The 14105-nt window shown below is 68.0% G+C and carries 17 protein-coding genes; 9 read left to right on the top strand and 8 right to left on the bottom strand.

All coding sequences use genetic code 11. From position 1 onward, the window contains the following. Positions 1–60: 60 nt before the first annotated feature. The 4 genes from CupriaWKF_RS20900 to CupriaWKF_RS20885 form a co-directional block, all read right to left on the bottom strand. A complete protein-coding gene (locus CupriaWKF_RS20900; protein ID WP_276102668.1) occupies positions 61–957 on the bottom strand; it encodes a flagellin in 897 nt (298 codons plus the stop codon). A gap of 10 nt (positions 958–967) precedes the next feature. After that, positions 968–1666 (bottom strand): C39 family peptidase, encoded by a 699-nt coding sequence (locus tag CupriaWKF_RS20895; RefSeq protein WP_276102667.1) that lies wholly within the window; start codon positions 1664–1666, stop codon positions 968–970. After that, on the bottom strand, positions 1666–2109 hold the full coding sequence (locus tag CupriaWKF_RS20890; RefSeq protein WP_276102666.1) for a hypothetical protein: 444 nt from the start codon (positions 2107–2109) through the stop codon (positions 1666–1668). Before CupriaWKF_RS20890 ends, CupriaWKF_RS20895 begins: the two co-directional genes overlap by 1 nt. Positions 2110–2310: 201 nt before the next feature. Continuing rightward, positions 2311–3792 carry a hypothetical protein gene (locus tag CupriaWKF_RS20885; protein WP_276102665.1) on the bottom strand — a complete coding sequence of 494 codons (1482 nt, stop codon included), beginning with the start codon at positions 3790–3792 and terminating at the stop codon, positions 2311–2313. Between the two features lie 672 nt (positions 3793–4464). Here CupriaWKF_RS20885 and CupriaWKF_RS20880 point away from each other — a divergent pair. The 4 genes from CupriaWKF_RS20880 (at position 4465) to CupriaWKF_RS20865 (ending at position 8197) form a co-directional block, all read left to right on the top strand. Then, the gene (locus CupriaWKF_RS20880) at positions 4465–5247 is read left to right on the top strand and encodes a GntR family transcriptional regulator (RefSeq protein ID WP_276102664.1); all 783 of its coding nucleotides are present in this window, start codon (positions 4465–4467) and stop codon (positions 5245–5247) included. 114 nt (positions 5248–5361) lie between these two features. Continuing rightward, positions 5362–6375 (top strand): tripartite tricarboxylate transporter substrate binding protein, encoded by a 1014-nt coding sequence (locus tag CupriaWKF_RS20875; RefSeq protein ID WP_276102663.1) that lies wholly within the window; start codon positions 5362–5364, stop codon positions 6373–6375. After that, entirely contained in the window at positions 6372–7676 is a 1305-nt protein-coding gene (locus CupriaWKF_RS20870; protein WP_276102662.1) for a 3-isopropylmalate dehydratase large subunit, read from the top strand. The genes CupriaWKF_RS20875 and CupriaWKF_RS20870 overlap by 4 nt, the downstream gene beginning before the upstream one ends. A gap of 14 nt (positions 7677–7690) precedes the next feature. After that, positions 7691–8197: a 3-isopropylmalate dehydratase gene (locus CupriaWKF_RS20865; protein ID WP_276102661.1), complete on the top strand. Its 507-nt coding sequence runs from the start codon at positions 7691–7693 to the stop codon at positions 8195–8197. A gap of 25 nt (positions 8198–8222) precedes the next feature. Here CupriaWKF_RS20865 and CupriaWKF_RS20860 read toward each other — a convergent pair whose 3' ends face one another. Continuing rightward, positions 8223–8903, bottom strand: a complete 681-nt coding sequence (locus CupriaWKF_RS20860) for a phosphoribosyltransferase family protein (protein ID WP_276102660.1) — start codon at positions 8901–8903, stop codon at positions 8223–8225. A gap of 264 nt (positions 8904–9167) precedes the next feature. Between CupriaWKF_RS20860 and CupriaWKF_RS20855 the strand changes: the two genes are divergently transcribed. Further along, positions 9168–9332 carry a hypothetical protein gene (locus tag CupriaWKF_RS20855; protein WP_276102659.1) on the top strand — a complete coding sequence of 55 codons (165 nt, stop codon included), beginning with the start codon at positions 9168–9170 and terminating at the stop codon, positions 9330–9332. Here CupriaWKF_RS20855 and CupriaWKF_RS20850 read toward each other — a convergent pair. After that, the gene (locus CupriaWKF_RS20850; RefSeq protein ID WP_276102658.1) at positions 9325–10209 is read right to left on the bottom strand and encodes a LysR family transcriptional regulator; all 885 of its coding nucleotides are present in this window, start codon (positions 10207–10209) and stop codon (positions 9325–9327) included. The two genes, CupriaWKF_RS20855 and CupriaWKF_RS20850, sit on opposite strands and share 8 nt — an antisense overlap. Positions 10210–10394: 185 nt before the next feature. On the opposite strand from CupriaWKF_RS20850, the gene CupriaWKF_RS20845 reads away from it, so the two are divergent. Continuing rightward, on the top strand, positions 10395–10832 hold the full coding sequence (locus CupriaWKF_RS20845) for a nucleoside deaminase (protein ID WP_276102657.1): 438 nt from the start codon (positions 10395–10397) through the stop codon (positions 10830–10832). 4 nt (positions 10833–10836) lie between these two features. Next, the gene (locus tag CupriaWKF_RS20840) at positions 10837–12057 is read left to right on the top strand and encodes a cyanate transporter (protein ID WP_276103344.1); all 1221 of its coding nucleotides are present in this window, start codon (positions 10837–10839) and stop codon (positions 12055–12057) included. A gap of 8 nt (positions 12058–12065) precedes the next feature. Here the strand turns inward: CupriaWKF_RS20840 and cynS are convergent, their stop codons facing one another. Beyond that, entirely contained in the window at positions 12066–12509 is a 444-nt protein-coding gene (cynS, locus tag CupriaWKF_RS20835; protein ID WP_276102656.1) for a cyanase, read from the bottom strand. A 64-nt stretch (positions 12510–12573) separates the two neighbouring features. Further along, positions 12574–12717 carry a hypothetical protein gene (locus tag CupriaWKF_RS20830; RefSeq protein ID WP_276102655.1) on the bottom strand — a complete coding sequence of 48 codons (144 nt, stop codon included), beginning with the start codon at positions 12715–12717 and terminating at the stop codon, positions 12574–12576. Positions 12718–13203: 486 nt separating this feature from the next. Between CupriaWKF_RS20830 and CupriaWKF_RS20825 the strand changes: the two genes are divergently transcribed. Together CupriaWKF_RS20825 and CupriaWKF_RS20820 are read left to right on the top strand one after the other, a co-directional pair. Then, entirely contained in the window at positions 13204–13329 is a 126-nt protein-coding gene (locus CupriaWKF_RS20825) for a hypothetical protein (RefSeq protein ID WP_276102654.1), read from the top strand. 44 nt (positions 13330–13373) lie between these two features. Further along, positions 13374–13688 carry a hypothetical protein gene (locus tag CupriaWKF_RS20820; protein WP_276102653.1) on the top strand — a complete coding sequence of 105 codons (315 nt, stop codon included), beginning with the start codon at positions 13374–13376 and terminating at the stop codon, positions 13686–13688. The last annotated feature ends 417 nt before the right edge of the window (positions 13689–14105 follow it).

Below are 14105 nucleotides of genomic sequence, written 5' to 3'. Positions count from 1 at the left end.
GGACGGCGGACTGATTAGGCAGGAGTCCGCTACCTGCACTGCGCCATGCCTTCGCTACGACTACCTCATGCTGGCTGCCCGCAGCAACGCGCTGTTCAGCGCTGTATTGGCCAGCTGTGACCGGAACGCCTGCAGTGTATTTACGCCTGCGTCGATTGTCATCACGCTCCGGATGCTCTGGTTGTTCAACGAGTTCTGGATGACGGTGCCCGCTGATCCCGCCAGCGCTCCCACGTTCGCAGTATTGCCCGGACCGTTCTGGATAATGGTCATCGCCCCATTGGTGATGACCTGGCCTGTACTGGTGGCGATCGTCGTCACAGGCGAGCCCGATGCACCGGCCGCGCCGGTCGCCAAAGAACTCGCCCCCGGGCTTCCGGCCGAGCTACTGCTGGCACCGGCCGCACTGGCAGTGGCCGTGGCGCCGGCGCTGCCGGCACTTCCGTCTGCACTGGCGCCCGCGCCGGCCGCCGCGGCCACCGAACTATTGGTCGCGCCCTGAACCGCGCTGACGATCGATGGCCCAAGGGTCGAGGCCAGGCGGGCGGCCTGGTCCGTCGTGATCCTGCCCACATCCGGAATATTAAGGCTGGTCGCCACCACCAGGGCACCGTTGATATAAACCGCGCGTTCGATGCCGAACGAAACCTGCAGCCCGCCAGCGTCAAACCCGCCCCGCATTTCTTCGAGCTGTTCCCGGGCGACGGGCTTCCAGCCCGCCATGCTGCCGCGCGCGGCTGCAACAGGGTTGTCCGGCTGTGCGTCGTCGCCGCGGGCGAGCGCTGCCTGCGCCGGGACTGCGCCCGCATCGAGCGGGTCCGGCACGGATGGTTCGGCAGCATGCACGGTACCGGCATAGGCCATGCCAGCGCCGAGCAGCAACACTACGGTGGCCTGCCCCGCCGTGCCGCATCGGCTTGCGGCCGGGCCGGGGAATGAGGCGGATGTCTCGAGCATGATGTGTTCCTCAGAAATCGCTGGCGCCATGCTTTGGCATGACGGTGAAGAACAAGCTGTCCCGGTTGACTCCCATCCAGTAAGGGCCCATTGGCGCGACGCGCCAGTCGGCCGCAAGATTGAACCGCGCCCGTTCGGTACGGTTATGGATCACGAAGAGCAACTGGCTCTCCCAGATGCTCTCGAAATGCTCGCGCGAAATGGCGCGCGTGCCGCGTGCGGGATCGCCGATCAGCACGCGGTCGCCCTTGACCCCCTTGACGACCACGAAGTGGTGGTAGCCGCTTTCGGAGATCAGCACGATCGCGGGGATCTGCGTTTCCTCGAGCTTGGACAGGGGCAGCTCATAGCCGTCGGCCAGATAGCCCCGCGATTCCAGGAAACGCTTCATGTCCAGCAGGGAAAAGCCTTCTCGCCGGATCTTGTCCTGGTCGCCATTGACGAACATGTTGGCGAATGCCAGCTCTTCGGTCATGGGTTCGCCGTACTGGAAGGTCAGCAGCGTCGCTATCGCCGCTGACCCGCAACTGAAATCGTATTGCTGCCGGACCGTAGTCTTGAAGCGCGCCTCGCGCAGACTGGTCACCGGCACGCTGTAGTATTCGCCAACCGGCCCGTATATCGCGACACGGTCCGCCAGCGCGGGCGACGTCCCGCTCAATGCCAGCAGAAACGGTATGGCCCCCAGCACCCGTCGAAACATCGTCATCACTTGAACTGGACGTTGATGATGGTCGCGTTCTGGATCAGCACGGCGTTGCCGCTGTTCTGGATGGCGGTCGGTATGCCGGCCGCACTGGCGAACGCGCCGTCCGAGACGATATTGTTGCCGGATATCGGGTTGACGACGCTGTTATCCGCGACCGTGCCGTGCAGGCGCATGTCGTTGACGACCAGTTCCGCGCCGCCACGCACGCCATCAAGCTTGTCACTCGCAATCGCCACTGCGCTCGCGCCGAACGGATTGCTTTTGGCACCCATGCCCAAATCCGTCTTTGCAACGGCTGCTGTTCCTATGCCGGCAGCGCCGGCCCCGCTGGCCTGCGCTGCCGCGGAGGCAGCGTCCGCCATCGGATCCGCATTGGCTTGCGCGAACGGCCAAGCCACGAATGCTGTCGCCAGGACGGCGACTGCGGTGCGAATCGCTCGCATGGTGCGTCTCCTTGTTGCTCGCCGCGACCGGTCCCCATCCGGCCGGTCACGGCGATACTCACAGGCTGACTTACCAGGGGACTGGCATCATTCCGGCGCGAACCGCACCCCGGCGATACCAGCTCCTGGCCGCGTGAAGCCATTCACCGGCGCCATCCGGCCTGCCATGCGTACAACAGGCCGGACCGCGCCGCTCAGACCTCACTTGCCGACATTCAGGTTGGCCTGCATGTTGACGCTGTGCTGCACCATCGACCCGGCACCGTTGTTCTGCGTGGCGATCATGATGCCAGCAGCCGTCTGACCCACGCTGGTCATGACGTTTTGCATCTGGAACGAGCCGGCACTCACTTGGATATATCCGCCAGCACCGCCGACACCGCCAACCGCACCATTGCCGGTACCACCAGTGCCGCCAGTACCAGTAGCGCCGTTGCCGACACCACCGGCACCGCCGGTAGCGCCTACAGCACCTGCCGCGCCCGCAGCACCAGCGCCGCCGCTGCCGTTGGAGGCTGTGCTGGAAGCGCTGCCGTTGGTGGCGGTACCGCCGGCGCCGCCAGTGCCGCCAATGCTCGCCTGTGCGCCGCCAGCGCCGGCATTGCTGGTGGAAGCGCCGCCTGTGCCGCTAGCCGTCGCTGCACCGCCCGCGCCGCCAGCACCACCGGTTGCGCCCGCTCCGCCGCCGGTTGCGCCTGCCGATGCGTTGCCAGCACCGCCGGCGCCGCCCGTGCCACTCGAGCTACCCGCGCCGCCCGCACCACCGGTTGCACCCGCTCCGCCGCCGGCGCCCGAACCCGCAGAGCTGCCCGTACCCGCACCACTGGATGCCGTGGAGCCACCACCCGCCGAACCGGCGCCACCGCCCAAGCCGACGCTTGCGCCAAGGGCGCTACCGCCGCGGCCACCAGCCCCGAGGGATGCGCTCAAAGCACCGCCACCCGTGGAACCTGCGCTGCCGCCGCCGGCACCACTGCTGCCTGCCGCACTTAGCGTGTTACCGCCGTGCGAGGTCGCGCTGCCACCGCCACCGCCCGTACCGCTTGCTGCTCCACCGGCACCACCGGTGCCCGCCGTAGCGCTGCCATTGGTCACGTTTCCGGCCGTGGCACTGCCATTCAGGCCGCCGCTACCGCCACTGCCACCGTTTCCGCCATTGCCGCCGTTGCCGCCATTTCCGCCAGTACCGTGCCCACCAGTACCGCCAGTAGCGGCTCCACCGGTGCCGGCGCCGCCGGCTCCGCCTGTGCCAGCACTGGTAGTGCCGGTGTTCCAGGCCTGGTTGCCCACGCCGGCAAACGAGTTATTGGAAACGTATCCTTGCAGCCTGCTGACCGCCAGCGCCTTGCTGTGGTTGAATGAATTCGAGAAGTTGGCCTGGGCAGTGCCGCCATTCGCGGCGGCGGCATTGCCATAACCGGTCATGTCCTGATCAGCGCGGCTGATGGTCCGGTTCGAAGTCCGGTTCGACGTCCTGGTAGTGGTATTGCCACTCACGTTCACATTCACCGAACGTGAATTCTCATTCGCCTGGGCACCGCCACCGCCCTGGGTCGAGTTGGCAGTCGCGTTCTGCGTGTTGGTCGTGCCACTATCGCCCGCGGTAGTTGTGGGGTTCGCCATTGCTTGGCTGCCAAAGCCGAAGGCCAGGGCGATCGCCGACGCTAGTAAAGTCTTTTTCATATGAAGCTCCCAGGAGAATTTCACACTGCGGCTCAGCCTCCGCCAACGCTCATCCCGAACGATGGCCAGAGGTTCGGTCCGGCACAGCGCCAAACCAGACTTCCCTTGCGCATAATCGGTGCCAGCTTCTGCACTCGAATGGGCAATCCCTTGCCGGACAAGGCGTTGCCAGACATTTCCCCGGAACTTTCGGGTACCTTGGACGATCCTTCCCCGCATTCGCTACAGTGCATCGCAAGCGACATGTCACACCGCTGTGACACGGAGTCCCGCCTGCCTGCTTGGTGGGTTTTCGCACATTGACAGAACCTCATATTTCTCAATGAGTTAGTGAAACGCTCGGGAAATGTCCGATGCGCCTGAGTGCGTATCGGCCCTGAAACAGGGTGGCCGGCGATGCACTGGCCGGTTGTCCTTGCCGGGGGTGGCGGCACGTCAGATATCGCCTTGGGGCCGCATGCCGCGAAGCCCTGTGGCAGCGGCGCAGGGCAGACATTGCCGCTTCAAGCGAGCGCCGGGAGCCAGGCTTGCCAGGCACAGGTGCACCGTTGCAACAGATCTCCCGCCACGCCGTACCGAAATCCGCTCATTGCACGCTCTATCTAGGACTTATGTCTGATTTACAGTACATTAGAGGCATTACAGACTTGTCATATCCCCGCAAGCGAAACCATGAGCGAAGCCGTCGTTCCCCTGTATCACCAGATTTACGTGGTACTGCGCCAGCAGATCGTCGAAGGCCGCTTCGGCCAGGGACCGCTGCCGGGCGAAATTGACCTGGCCAAACAATTCCACGCGTCGCGCGTGACCATGCGTCGGGTTTTCGACCGGCTGGTCCAGGAAGGGCTGGTGCGCCGGCACCGCGGGCTCGGAACGTTCGTCAACCCGCACCCGGTCAAGCCGGTCGCGACGACCGAAGAGCGCAGCGCCAGCCTGCTCGACAATATCATCGACATGGGCCAGAAGACGGCCGTGAAGGTGATCTCGATCGACGAGGTCCACGCCACCCCGGAAGTGGCCGAGGCGCTTGACCTCTCGCCCGGCGATCCGGTGGTGAAGATCATCCGCGTGCGGCACTACCGCAACCGGCCCCTCTCGCATATCACGGTCTACCTGCCCGCCGAACTGGGCCGCCGGATCACACGCAAGGCGCTCGAGGAGCAGCCGGTGCTGCGCCTGCTGGAAGGCAGCGGCGTGCGCCTTGGCCGCGCCAGCCAGGTCCTGTCGGCGCGCCTGGCCGACGTGGTGGTCGCTCCGCTGCTCGACGTACCGGTTGGCGGTGCCTTGCTGGCAGTCCGGCGCGTGGTCAAGGACGTCGACGGCCGCCCGATCCAGTTCCTGCTCGGGCAGTACCGGCCGGATCGCTACGAGTACCGCATGGAGCTGTCCCCGGCCGGTGACGACAGCACCAACGTCTGGGTGGAGAACGAAACCCGTCCCGGCCTGCGGGACTGACATCCAGTCATCGCGGCCCCGTGAACGGCCTGTCTCGGCAACGGGATGGCCCACGCGGCGTGATCCCGGGCGATACTGCGCACTCGTGATCACTTTCCGCAAGGAGCTGCCGTCATGCCGTCGTTCCGTCCGCGCACGCCGCCCCGCCGACGTTCCCTGAGCGTGCGCCTTCTCGGCGCCGCAGGTGCCTGTGTGCTGGCGCTGTGGGCAGTCCCGATGGCGGCTTATGCGCAGATCGCCGGCGGCAAGGCCATCCGCATCCTGGTCGGCGCACCGGCCGGCGGCACCACCGACACGCTGGCCCGCACGATCGCCCAGGAAATGTCCCACCAGCTGGGGCAGCCGGTCGTGGTCGAGAATCGCCCGGGCGCCGGCGGCAACATCGCCGCCGACCTGGTCGCCAAGAGCACGCCCGATGGTTCCACGCTGCTGATGAGCTTCACCAGCCATACCATCAATGCGACGCTCTACAAGAAGCTGCCCTTCGATCCGGTCAATGACTTCACGCCCGTCACGCTGGTGGCCACGGTGCCCAGCGTGCTCGTGGCAAACCCGCGGCTGGCCGCCAACAACGTGCCCGAACTGATCCAGCTGGCGCACTCGCAGCCCGGCAAGCTGAACTTCGCCATCGGCTCGGTCGGTTCGTCGGTGCACCTGGCAGGCGATATGTTCAAGATGATGACGCATACCTACATCGTGAACATCCCGTACAAGGGCACCGCGCCGGCCATCACGGACCTGCTCTCCGGGCAGTGCGACCTGATGTTCGCCAGCACGCTCAATGTCCTGCCGCATGTGCGCGCGGGCAAGCTCAAGGTACTGGGCGTGTCCAGCCCTGCGCCGCTGCCGCAGTTTCCCGGCGCCGCGCCGATCGGCGCCACCGTCAAGGGCTTCGAGTCCAGCGCCTGGTTCGGCCTGTTCGGCCCGGCCGGGCTGCCGGCGGACGTGACCCAGGCCCTCTACCAGGCTGCCCACAAGGGCCTGGAGACACCAGCCGTGCGCAAACGGCTGGAAGCGGACGGCGCCCAGCCGCTCGGCACCACGCCGGAATCGTTTGGCGCGTTCGTAAAGCAGGACGTGAAGCGCTGGGCCGCGGTGGTGAAGTATTCGGGAGCCACCCCGGAATGAACGTGGCTGCGGTATCCGCGTCCCCCCGTCCCGCCACGCTGGCCCAGAAGCTGGTGGCACGCGCGGCCGGGCAGGAACATGTCGAACCGGGCGCGCTGGCGATATGCCGGGTCGACCTTGCGATGTCGCACGACTCCAGCGGTCCGCGCCGTGTTGCGCCGTTGCTGGAAACCCTTGGCGCGACCGTGTGGGACCCGTCGCGCTACGTGGTGGTGACCGACCATTTCGTCCCGGCCAGCGACCCGGCCGCCGAAGCGATCCTGCACTTCACGCGCGACTGGACGCGCCGCAGCGGCGCACACCTGATCGACGGCGAGGGCATTTGCCACGTCGTGCTGCCCGAGCATGGCCATGTGCTGCCCGGCCGGCTGATCGTCGGCGGCGACAGCCACAGCCCGACCGGCGGCGCGTTCGGCGCCTACATGTTCGGCGTGGGCGCCACCGAGATGGCCGGCGTGCTGGCCACGGGCGAAATCTGGCTGCGCGTGCCGCAGACCATCCGGCTGCAATGGGACGGCGCGCTGGCACCCGGCGTCTGCGCCAAGGACATGATGCTGTTCCTGTGCGCGCGGCTGGGGCTGGGCGGCGGCCGCTACGAAGCCATCGAGTACGCAGGCAGCGCCGTGGCGGCGCTTTCCATGCACGAACGCATGACACTGGCCAATATGAGTGCGGAGCTTGGCGCACAGACCGGGCTGGTAGCGCCCGATGCCGTCACGCTGGACTGGCTCGCCGCCGCAGGCGTTCCGGCACAGACCCTGGCTGACATCGACCTCGAACACTGGCGCACCGATGCCGGCGCAGCGCTGCTGGCCACCCATCGCTTCGATGCCGGCGCCCTGGCGCCGCAGGTGGCGGCACCCCATTCGCCAGCCAACAGCGCGCCGGTAGACCAGGCCGCCGGCGAGGCCGTGCAGATCGCCTACCTGGGCGCCTGTACCGGCGCCAAGCTCGACGACCTGCGCATGGCCGCGCAGGTCCTGCGCGGGCGGCGCGTGGCGCCGGGCGTCAGCCTGCAGGTGGCACCCGCCTCCGCGCGCGACCAGCAGCAGGCGCAGCGCGAAGGCACGCTTGCCATCCTGGCCGAGGCCGGCGCCGAACTGCTCCCCAATGCCTGCGGCGCCTGCGCCGGCTATGGCGCCGCGCGCTTCCCCGCGGGCAGCCGCGCCATTGCCTCGACGGCGCGCAATTTCTCCGGGCGCATGGGGGACGCCGGCAGCGCCGTCTGGCTCGGCTCGCCGCTGACGGTGGCGGCCAGCGCCGTAACCGGGCGCATCACCGACCCCCGTACCCTGCTCTGAACCAGGATTTCCGCATGACCGAACCTTCCGTTCCCGCGCGCGCCGGCCGCATCTGGCGCTTCGGCGACAACATCGACACCGACGCCATGGCCCCGGCGGTACTGATGAAGGCGGCGCCGGAAGTCCTTGCCGCGCATTGCCTCGCAAGCCTGCGCCCGGATTTCCCAGGTCACGTGCGTCCGGGCGATGTGGTGGTAGCAGGCGCCAACTTCGGCATCGGCTCTTCGCGCGAGCAGGCGCCGCAGGCGCTGCGTCACCTGGGCGTACGGGCCGTGGTGGCGCCGTCGTTTGGCGGGCTCTTCTACCGCAATGCCATCAACCTGGGCCTGGCGGTGCTGGTCTGTGCGGACACCAGCCGCCTGGCGGATGGCGCGCAGGCCTGGGTGGACCTGGAACACGCCGTGCTGCGGCTGGACGATGGCACCACAGTCGCCTGCGAACCGGTGCCGCCGTTCCTGCGCGAGGTCCTGGACGCGGGCGGCCTGATCCCGCACCTGAAATCCAGGCTGGCACGCGGCTGACGCGCCGGTCTGGCGCTCACGCAGGCTATGTCGCCGCGTCGCGCAGCAGCGCCAGGGCTTCGTCGTCGCTGGTCTGGGTGAAGTCCAGGTAGAAGGCGCCAACCGCGCCGAAGTTCGCCGGCGTGTTCAGGCAGATGACCCGGTCGGCGGCGGCCTGCAGGCTGGCCAGGCCGTCGGCGGATCCCACCGGCACGGCGGCGATCACCTCCGCGGCGCCTGCCATGCGCACGCCTTCGAGCGCGGCCCGCATAGTGGCGCCGGTCGCCACGCCATCATCGACGACGATCACCGTGCGCCCGGCCAGGCGCGGCAACGGCGCGCCGTTACGGTAACGCTGCTGGCGCCGCACGATCTCGTCGATCTGGCGCCCGCGTTCGGCAGCGAAGGCTCCGCTTTCGACGGTGCGCTGCACCCATGGATCGTCGTTGACCACAGTGTGCGGGTCACGTCCGGCATCGCCTTCCACGACCGCGCCCAGCGCCAGCTCAGGATAGCCCGGCGCGCCGATCTTGCGTACCAGCAGCACGTCGAGCCGGGCGCCGATGGCACGCGCCACTTCGTACGCCACCGGCACGCCGCCGCGCGGCAGCGCGAGCACCAGGGCGGCTTCGCCATCGCGCGGCTGGCCGACACCGAGTTCGGCCAGGTGGCGCCCCAGGTAGAGGCCGGCCTCACGTCGGTCGGCAAAGCACGGCGGCATTGGCATGGCACGCTCCTGCAGGAGGGTCGGCGTGGTGGGCGCATGGTGCGCACATGGGGTGGGACGGAAACCCCTCAGCCACTATAGTCCGTCCGGGGCATCGCGCTCCCCCGGCATGGAGCCGCTGCGCATTGGAAGCATGGTGGCAACAGTGTGTTGCGCTGCGGCAGGCTGATCGACGCGGCCATGTCCGCTAGGATGCTTGTCAGGCGGCACCCCCGCCAGGACCTTCGAGGCGGCCGGTACGGCCGCGCCACCAGTGAGCCTGACATGACTTCGCAGCACCCGACCAGCACGGAACAAGACCTTGCCCGCCTCGACAACGACCCGGACATTCCGTTCGGCTCGCTCGAAGCCGCCGCCATGGCCGAGCTGCCCTACACCTTCCGCCAGGCCGGCACCTGCACGCAGTATTTCCGCGAACTCTTCAGCTAAGCGGCGCCGCGTTCACGCCCATGGCCTGGTCGCACAGCGCGACCAGGCGCTCCATCATGTCGCGCGCGGCGGCGGAAGGCTCCGGCTGGGCATGCAAGGTAAGTTCGATGGCCGGCACCGTGCCCAGCCACGGCTGGTCGTCGAGCAGGCGATGCGGCGCCGATGCCAGCCGGCGCGGCAGCAGGCTGATGCCGAGGCCGTCCGCCACGGCCGCGCTGATGCTGGCCAGGCTGGCGCTGACGAAGCCGATGCGCCAGCGGCGTCCGCTGGCGTCGAGCGCGTGCGTCATCTCGCCCCGGTAAAGGCCGCCGCTCGGGAAGGCCACCAGCGGCACGGGGTCGCGCGCCACGGCCGGGCGCGTGCGGCTGTCGATCCACGCCAGCGGCTCCGGCCAGCATGCCACGCCGGGCGCATGGCCGACGCGCTGCTTGACCAGCGCCAGGTCCAGTTCGCCATCCTGGAAGCGTTGCCAGAGCTCATGGCTGAGTCCGCTCGTCACCTCCAGCCGGATGCCCGGCCAGGTATCAGCAAACCCGGCCAGTACCGCGGTCAGCGGCTGCGCCGCAAAGTCCTCCGGCACGCCCAGCCGGATCTCGCCCTGGCCTGAGATCTGGCGCACCTGCTCCACGGCCTCCGTCATTAACTGCTGCAGGCGCCGCGCGTAGCCCAGCAGCCGCTCGCCTTCGGGTGTAGTGGTGACGTAGCGGCCACTCCGATCAAGCAGTTCGCAACCGAGCTGATCTTCGAGGCGCCGCACCTGCTGGCTGACGGTCGACTGGGTCAGGTGGACGCGCTGCGCCGCACGCGTGAAGCTGCCGCTTTCGGCAACGGCGACAAAGCTCTGCAACAGCGCGGGGTCCAGGCAGGCGTCATGCACGGCGATCAGGTATTTGGATTTCCACTACCGTGGATTTCATCATTTAATTTCCCAATCGCCAAGGCACGGCGTAGATTGTCGGCTTCCCCTGGTTCCGCCACCTTGCCGCAGGCTGCCCTTGCAGTGCGCCTCCGCTGTAAGCCGGCGCTTACTTTATCTACGCTATGGCAACCCACGAACAACTCATGCGCGAGGCGGTCGGCCTGGCCCTGACCAATCGGGACCGCGGCGGCCGCCCCTTCGGCGCCGTGCTCGCCATCGACGGCGACGTCGTGGCGACTGGCGTCAACGACATCATCCACAGCCACGACCCCACCACGCATGCCGAGATGGAAGCCGTGCGTGCCGCCGCGCGCAAGCTGGGCCGCCCGGACCTGCGCGGCAGCGTGGTCTACGCCAGCGGACATCCGTGCTCGATGTGCCTTGCGGCGATGACGATGGCCGGCGTGCAGGCCGTCTACTACGCCTTCGACAATGACGACGCCGCCCCCTATGGCCTGTCGAGCGAAGCCGCTTACCGGGCCCTGCGCCTGCCCCTGGTGCCGCCGCCGCTGCCGATGCAACGGGTGCGCGTGGATATCTCCGCCGTGGAGCTTTACGGTGCGCGCCCGCCGCGCGGTTGACGGCATGCCGTTCGACGTACCGCGCCATGCGCCGCCGCGCTGGCTGATCCTGGCCGCGGTCGTGGCGATCGGCCTGAACCTGCGGCCGTTCCTGACCGCCGTCGGCCCGCTGGCCGCCACCATCCGTGCGGGCACCGGCCTGGACTATGAAGGCATGGCATGGCTGACGCTGCTGCCCATGCTGCTGATGGGTGCCGGCGCGTTTGCCGCACCGGCCATCCGCCATCGGTTGGGGGCGCGCCGCGCCGTGCTGGCCGCGCTGGCCATGCTCTGCGCGGGATCGGCGCTGCGCGCCCTCGCCATGGACGGCGCATTCCTGGTCGCCACCGCGGCCCTGTGCGGTCTTGGCGTGGCCGTGGTGCAGGCAGCGTACCCCGGCATCATCAAGCAGGAATTCCCACGGCGCGTGGCCCCGGTCATGGGCGTGTATTCGGCGGCGCTGATGGGCGGTGGCGCGCTCGGGGCGCAACTTGCCCCGCTGATCGCGGACCTGTCCGGTTCGTGGCAGCAGAGCCTGGCCTGGTGGGCGCTGCCGGCCGCGGCAGCGCTTGGCCTGGCCTGGCGGGCCCTCCCGGCAGCGGCCGCGGCCTTGCCGGCAGCGCGCGCCGTACACCGGCCGGCCAGCCAGTTGCTGCGCCGCCGCCGCACCTGGATGCTGATGGCCTGCTTCGGCGCCATGAATGGCGGCTATGCCTCGCTCGTGGCATGGCTGGCGCCGTTCTACCAGCAGCATGGCTGGAGCGTGGCGCGCAGCGGCAGCCTGGTGGCGGTGATGGCGGTGGCCCAGGCCGCTGCCGCGCTGCTTCTGCCAACGCTTGCAGCCAGCCGCCAGGACCGCCGCGCGTGGATGGCCGCGGCATTGGCCATGCAGGCCGCAGGCTTTGCCGGCCTGGCACTGTGGCCCGAATGGTCGCCTTACGCCTGGGCTGCCATCGGCGGCGCGGGACTGGGCGGCTGCTTTGCGCTGTACCTGGTCGTGGCCCTTGACCACTTGCCGGACCCCGACGGCGCGGGCGCCCTGAGCGCACTGATGCAGGGCGGCGGCTTCCTGCTGGCCTCGCTGGCGCCGTGGATCACCGCGGCATTGCACTCGCACACCGGCGATTTCGCGGCGGGATGGCGGTACCACCTTGGCTGCGTGGCATTCGTGGCGGCACTCACCATGCGCCTGGATCCCGCGCGCTACGCCAGGTCCATGGCCGGCGTCGCGGCCCGTCCGGCGTAGCCGGCCGCTCAATAGGTCTTGTACGGCAGGAACTTGCCCGACATCTCGATGTGCACGCGGTCGCCATTGGGGTCGGGCTCGCGCCGCAGGTCCATGCGGAAATCGATCGCGCTCATGATGCCATCACCGAACTCCTCATGGATCAAGGCCTTGAACGTGGTGCCATAGACGCTGATCAGCTCATAGAAGCGGTAGATCAGCGGATCGGTGGGCACCTGCGTCGGCAGCGAGCCCTTGTAGGGCACCGTGCGCAGCCAGGGCTCGGCCTCGGGCGGCAGATCGAAGATTTCCATCACGGCGCGCGCGCCGGCCTCGTCGAACACCATCTGCCCGAGGCAGGCGGCAGTTGTCCATTCCTTGCTCTTGCCCACGCGCTCGGCCACCTGGGCCCAGGTGATGCCGCGCCTGACCTTGGCTTCGATGATGAGGTCGGTAACATCGCTGCGATTCATGACTTCTCCGTTGTCGGGTGGAGGGAGTGTCCCGGAATGACACCGCACGCCGCCGGTCCGCCGCTCAATGCGGCATGGCCTGCTCGATGACCGCGCTGACATCGGCCGGATCGGGCTCGTTGCCTGGTGGCAGCGCGAACAGCGCGCCCGCCGCTGGCGTCATCCCCTGCACGATACGCAGGGCCAGCACGATGAGCACGACCGGCATGACGCCTCCTGCTTGGTTGACCGGGGTGTGGCGGTAAGCAACGTTCCGGGAACGCCGCAACCGGCGCAAGCTTTGTGCCACCGCCCTGACGCCTTCCCTGCCATGCGCGGCACCGGACCAGGGAAAGGTTGCGCCAACGTGAGGCACGAAGGGCCCAGCGTACCCAATTCTGCGTACGCTGCGCAGCCGCCCCCCTGGCAGGCAGGCCTCGCCGCAAAGGCGGGCCGCGCCAAGATCCTTTGCGAAATCTATTTCCGATGTAACGCCGCATTATCCCTTGCACGGACTTGGCAGCCTTGTCGGCCAGACCCGCACGCCGCCGGCAAGCCCTTGTGCCACCAGGCTTTTCCGGCGACACCCCGAAGCAGTCCCGGGCGCCGCGCCACGCATGCGTCATGTGAGACAGGCTTACAAGTGCAAGCACCCAGTGCGGGGTCGCGTCGCTACATTGAAGCCGTGTTCAACACAAACGATCCGGAGCCCGACATGAATCGCGCCCTCTGCCTGGCCGTCCTCCTGTCCACCACCGCAGCGCTGCTTTCCGCCTGCATCGTCGTACCGCCGCGTGGCGGTCCGCCGCCTCGCTACCACTACTACCACGACCGCTACTGATCGATACCGCCCGGTCCGCCAACCCCGACACCAGGAGAACCAAGATGAAACGCCAGCTCCTTCTCGCCGCAGCCGTCCTCGCCGCCGCAAGCGCCTTCGGCCTGCTCACGCCCGCACAAGCCCACGACGGTCCCGGTGCCTACGCCTATGGCCACCCGCCGCCGCCGCGCTACGAGCCGCGCCCGCCCGCACGGCCGGGCCAGGCATGGGTACCCGGCCACTGGGTCTCCCGTGGTGGCCACTACGACTGGCGCGCCGGCTATTGGCAGGCGCAGCGCCCCGGGTACCGCTATGTGCCGGATCGCTGGGTGCAGAGCCCGCGCGGCTGGGTCATGCGACCCGGCTACTGGGCGCGCTGAGCGCTGAGCGCTGAGACATGGGGCCTGCTGGCCCGGTCCGACTGACGAGGGCCGCCAGGTTGGTGGCAAGTCGCCGAAGCAGCCGTGCCGCACGCTGCTCCGGCCTCATCCCGAGGTGGCAAATCGCCTCATCCAGAAGCACTAGATCGCGTGTCCGGCGATGCGCATCAAGCACCGCAGATATTCAGAAACGCATTCAAGGAAGGACGTTTCATAATTGCGTCACTAAATGGCCATTGATTTTCTATTACCCCCCGAAGGGGTTATAAAACCGGCACAGCAAGCCCCGGAATAATCAGATCGGTTGCATGCCTGCAACCATTTTGCCAAGTGATGTCTCAGTTGTGATACGGTCGCTAGCGCTAGCTGGCATGTCGCTCTCACCACATGGTCCCGCCAAATGGAGGGATTTTGGGC

The organism is Cupriavidus sp. WKF15 (genome assembly GCF_029278605.1).
Lineage (GTDB): Bacteria > Pseudomonadota > Gammaproteobacteria > Burkholderiales > Burkholderiaceae > Cupriavidus.
The sequence above is the reverse complement of the archived record's forward strand: the minus strand, read 5'-3'. Positions and strand labels throughout refer to the sequence as shown.

Excerpts from the sequence above, each read along its gene's own strand:
- CupriaWKF_RS20900 (WP_276102668.1), bottom strand. The coding sequence starts at position 957 with ATGCTCGAGACATCCGCCTCATTCCCCGGCCCGGCCGCAAGCCGATGC.
- CupriaWKF_RS20895 (WP_276102667.1), bottom strand. The coding sequence starts at position 1,666 with ATGACGATGTTTCGACGGGTGCTGGGGGCCATACCGTTTCTGCTGGCA.
- CupriaWKF_RS20890 (WP_276102666.1), bottom strand. The coding sequence starts at position 2,109 with ATGCGAGCGATTCGCACCGCAGTCGCCGTCCTGGCGACAGCATTCGTG.
- CupriaWKF_RS20885 (WP_276102665.1), bottom strand. The coding sequence starts at position 3,792 with ATGAAAAAGACTTTACTAGCGTCGGCGATCGCCCTGGCCTTCGGCTTT.
- CupriaWKF_RS20880 (WP_276102664.1), top strand. The coding sequence starts at position 4,465 with ATGAGCGAAGCCGTCGTTCCCCTGTATCACCAGATTTACGTGGTACTG.
- CupriaWKF_RS20875 (WP_276102663.1), top strand. The coding sequence starts at position 5,362 with ATGCCGTCGTTCCGTCCGCGCACGCCGCCCCGCCGACGTTCCCTGAGC.
- CupriaWKF_RS20870 (WP_276102662.1), top strand. The coding sequence starts at position 6,372 with ATGAACGTGGCTGCGGTATCCGCGTCCCCCCGTCCCGCCACGCTGGCC.
- CupriaWKF_RS20865 (WP_276102661.1), top strand. The coding sequence starts at position 7,691 with ATGACCGAACCTTCCGTTCCCGCGCGCGCCGGCCGCATCTGGCGCTTC.
- CupriaWKF_RS20860 (WP_276102660.1), bottom strand. The coding sequence starts at position 8,903 with ATGCCAATGCCGCCGTGCTTTGCCGACCGACGTGAGGCCGGCCTCTAC.
- CupriaWKF_RS20855 (WP_276102659.1), top strand. The coding sequence starts at position 9,168 with ATGACTTCGCAGCACCCGACCAGCACGGAACAAGACCTTGCCCGCCTC.
- CupriaWKF_RS20845 (WP_276102657.1), top strand. The coding sequence starts at position 10,395 with ATGCGCGAGGCGGTCGGCCTGGCCCTGACCAATCGGGACCGCGGCGGC.
- CupriaWKF_RS20840 (WP_276103344.1), top strand. The coding sequence starts at position 10,837 with ATGCCGTTCGACGTACCGCGCCATGCGCCGCCGCGCTGGCTGATCCTG.
- cynS (WP_276102656.1), bottom strand. The coding sequence starts at position 12,509 with ATGAATCGCAGCGATGTTACCGACCTCATCATCGAAGCCAAGGTCAGG.
- CupriaWKF_RS20830 (WP_276102655.1), bottom strand. The coding sequence starts at position 12,717 with ATGCCGGTCGTGCTCATCGTGCTGGCCCTGCGTATCGTGCAGGGGATG.
- CupriaWKF_RS20825 (WP_276102654.1), top strand. The coding sequence starts at position 13,204 with ATGAATCGCGCCCTCTGCCTGGCCGTCCTCCTGTCCACCACCGCAGCG.
- CupriaWKF_RS20820 (WP_276102653.1), top strand. The coding sequence starts at position 13,374 with ATGAAACGCCAGCTCCTTCTCGCCGCAGCCGTCCTCGCCGCCGCAAGC.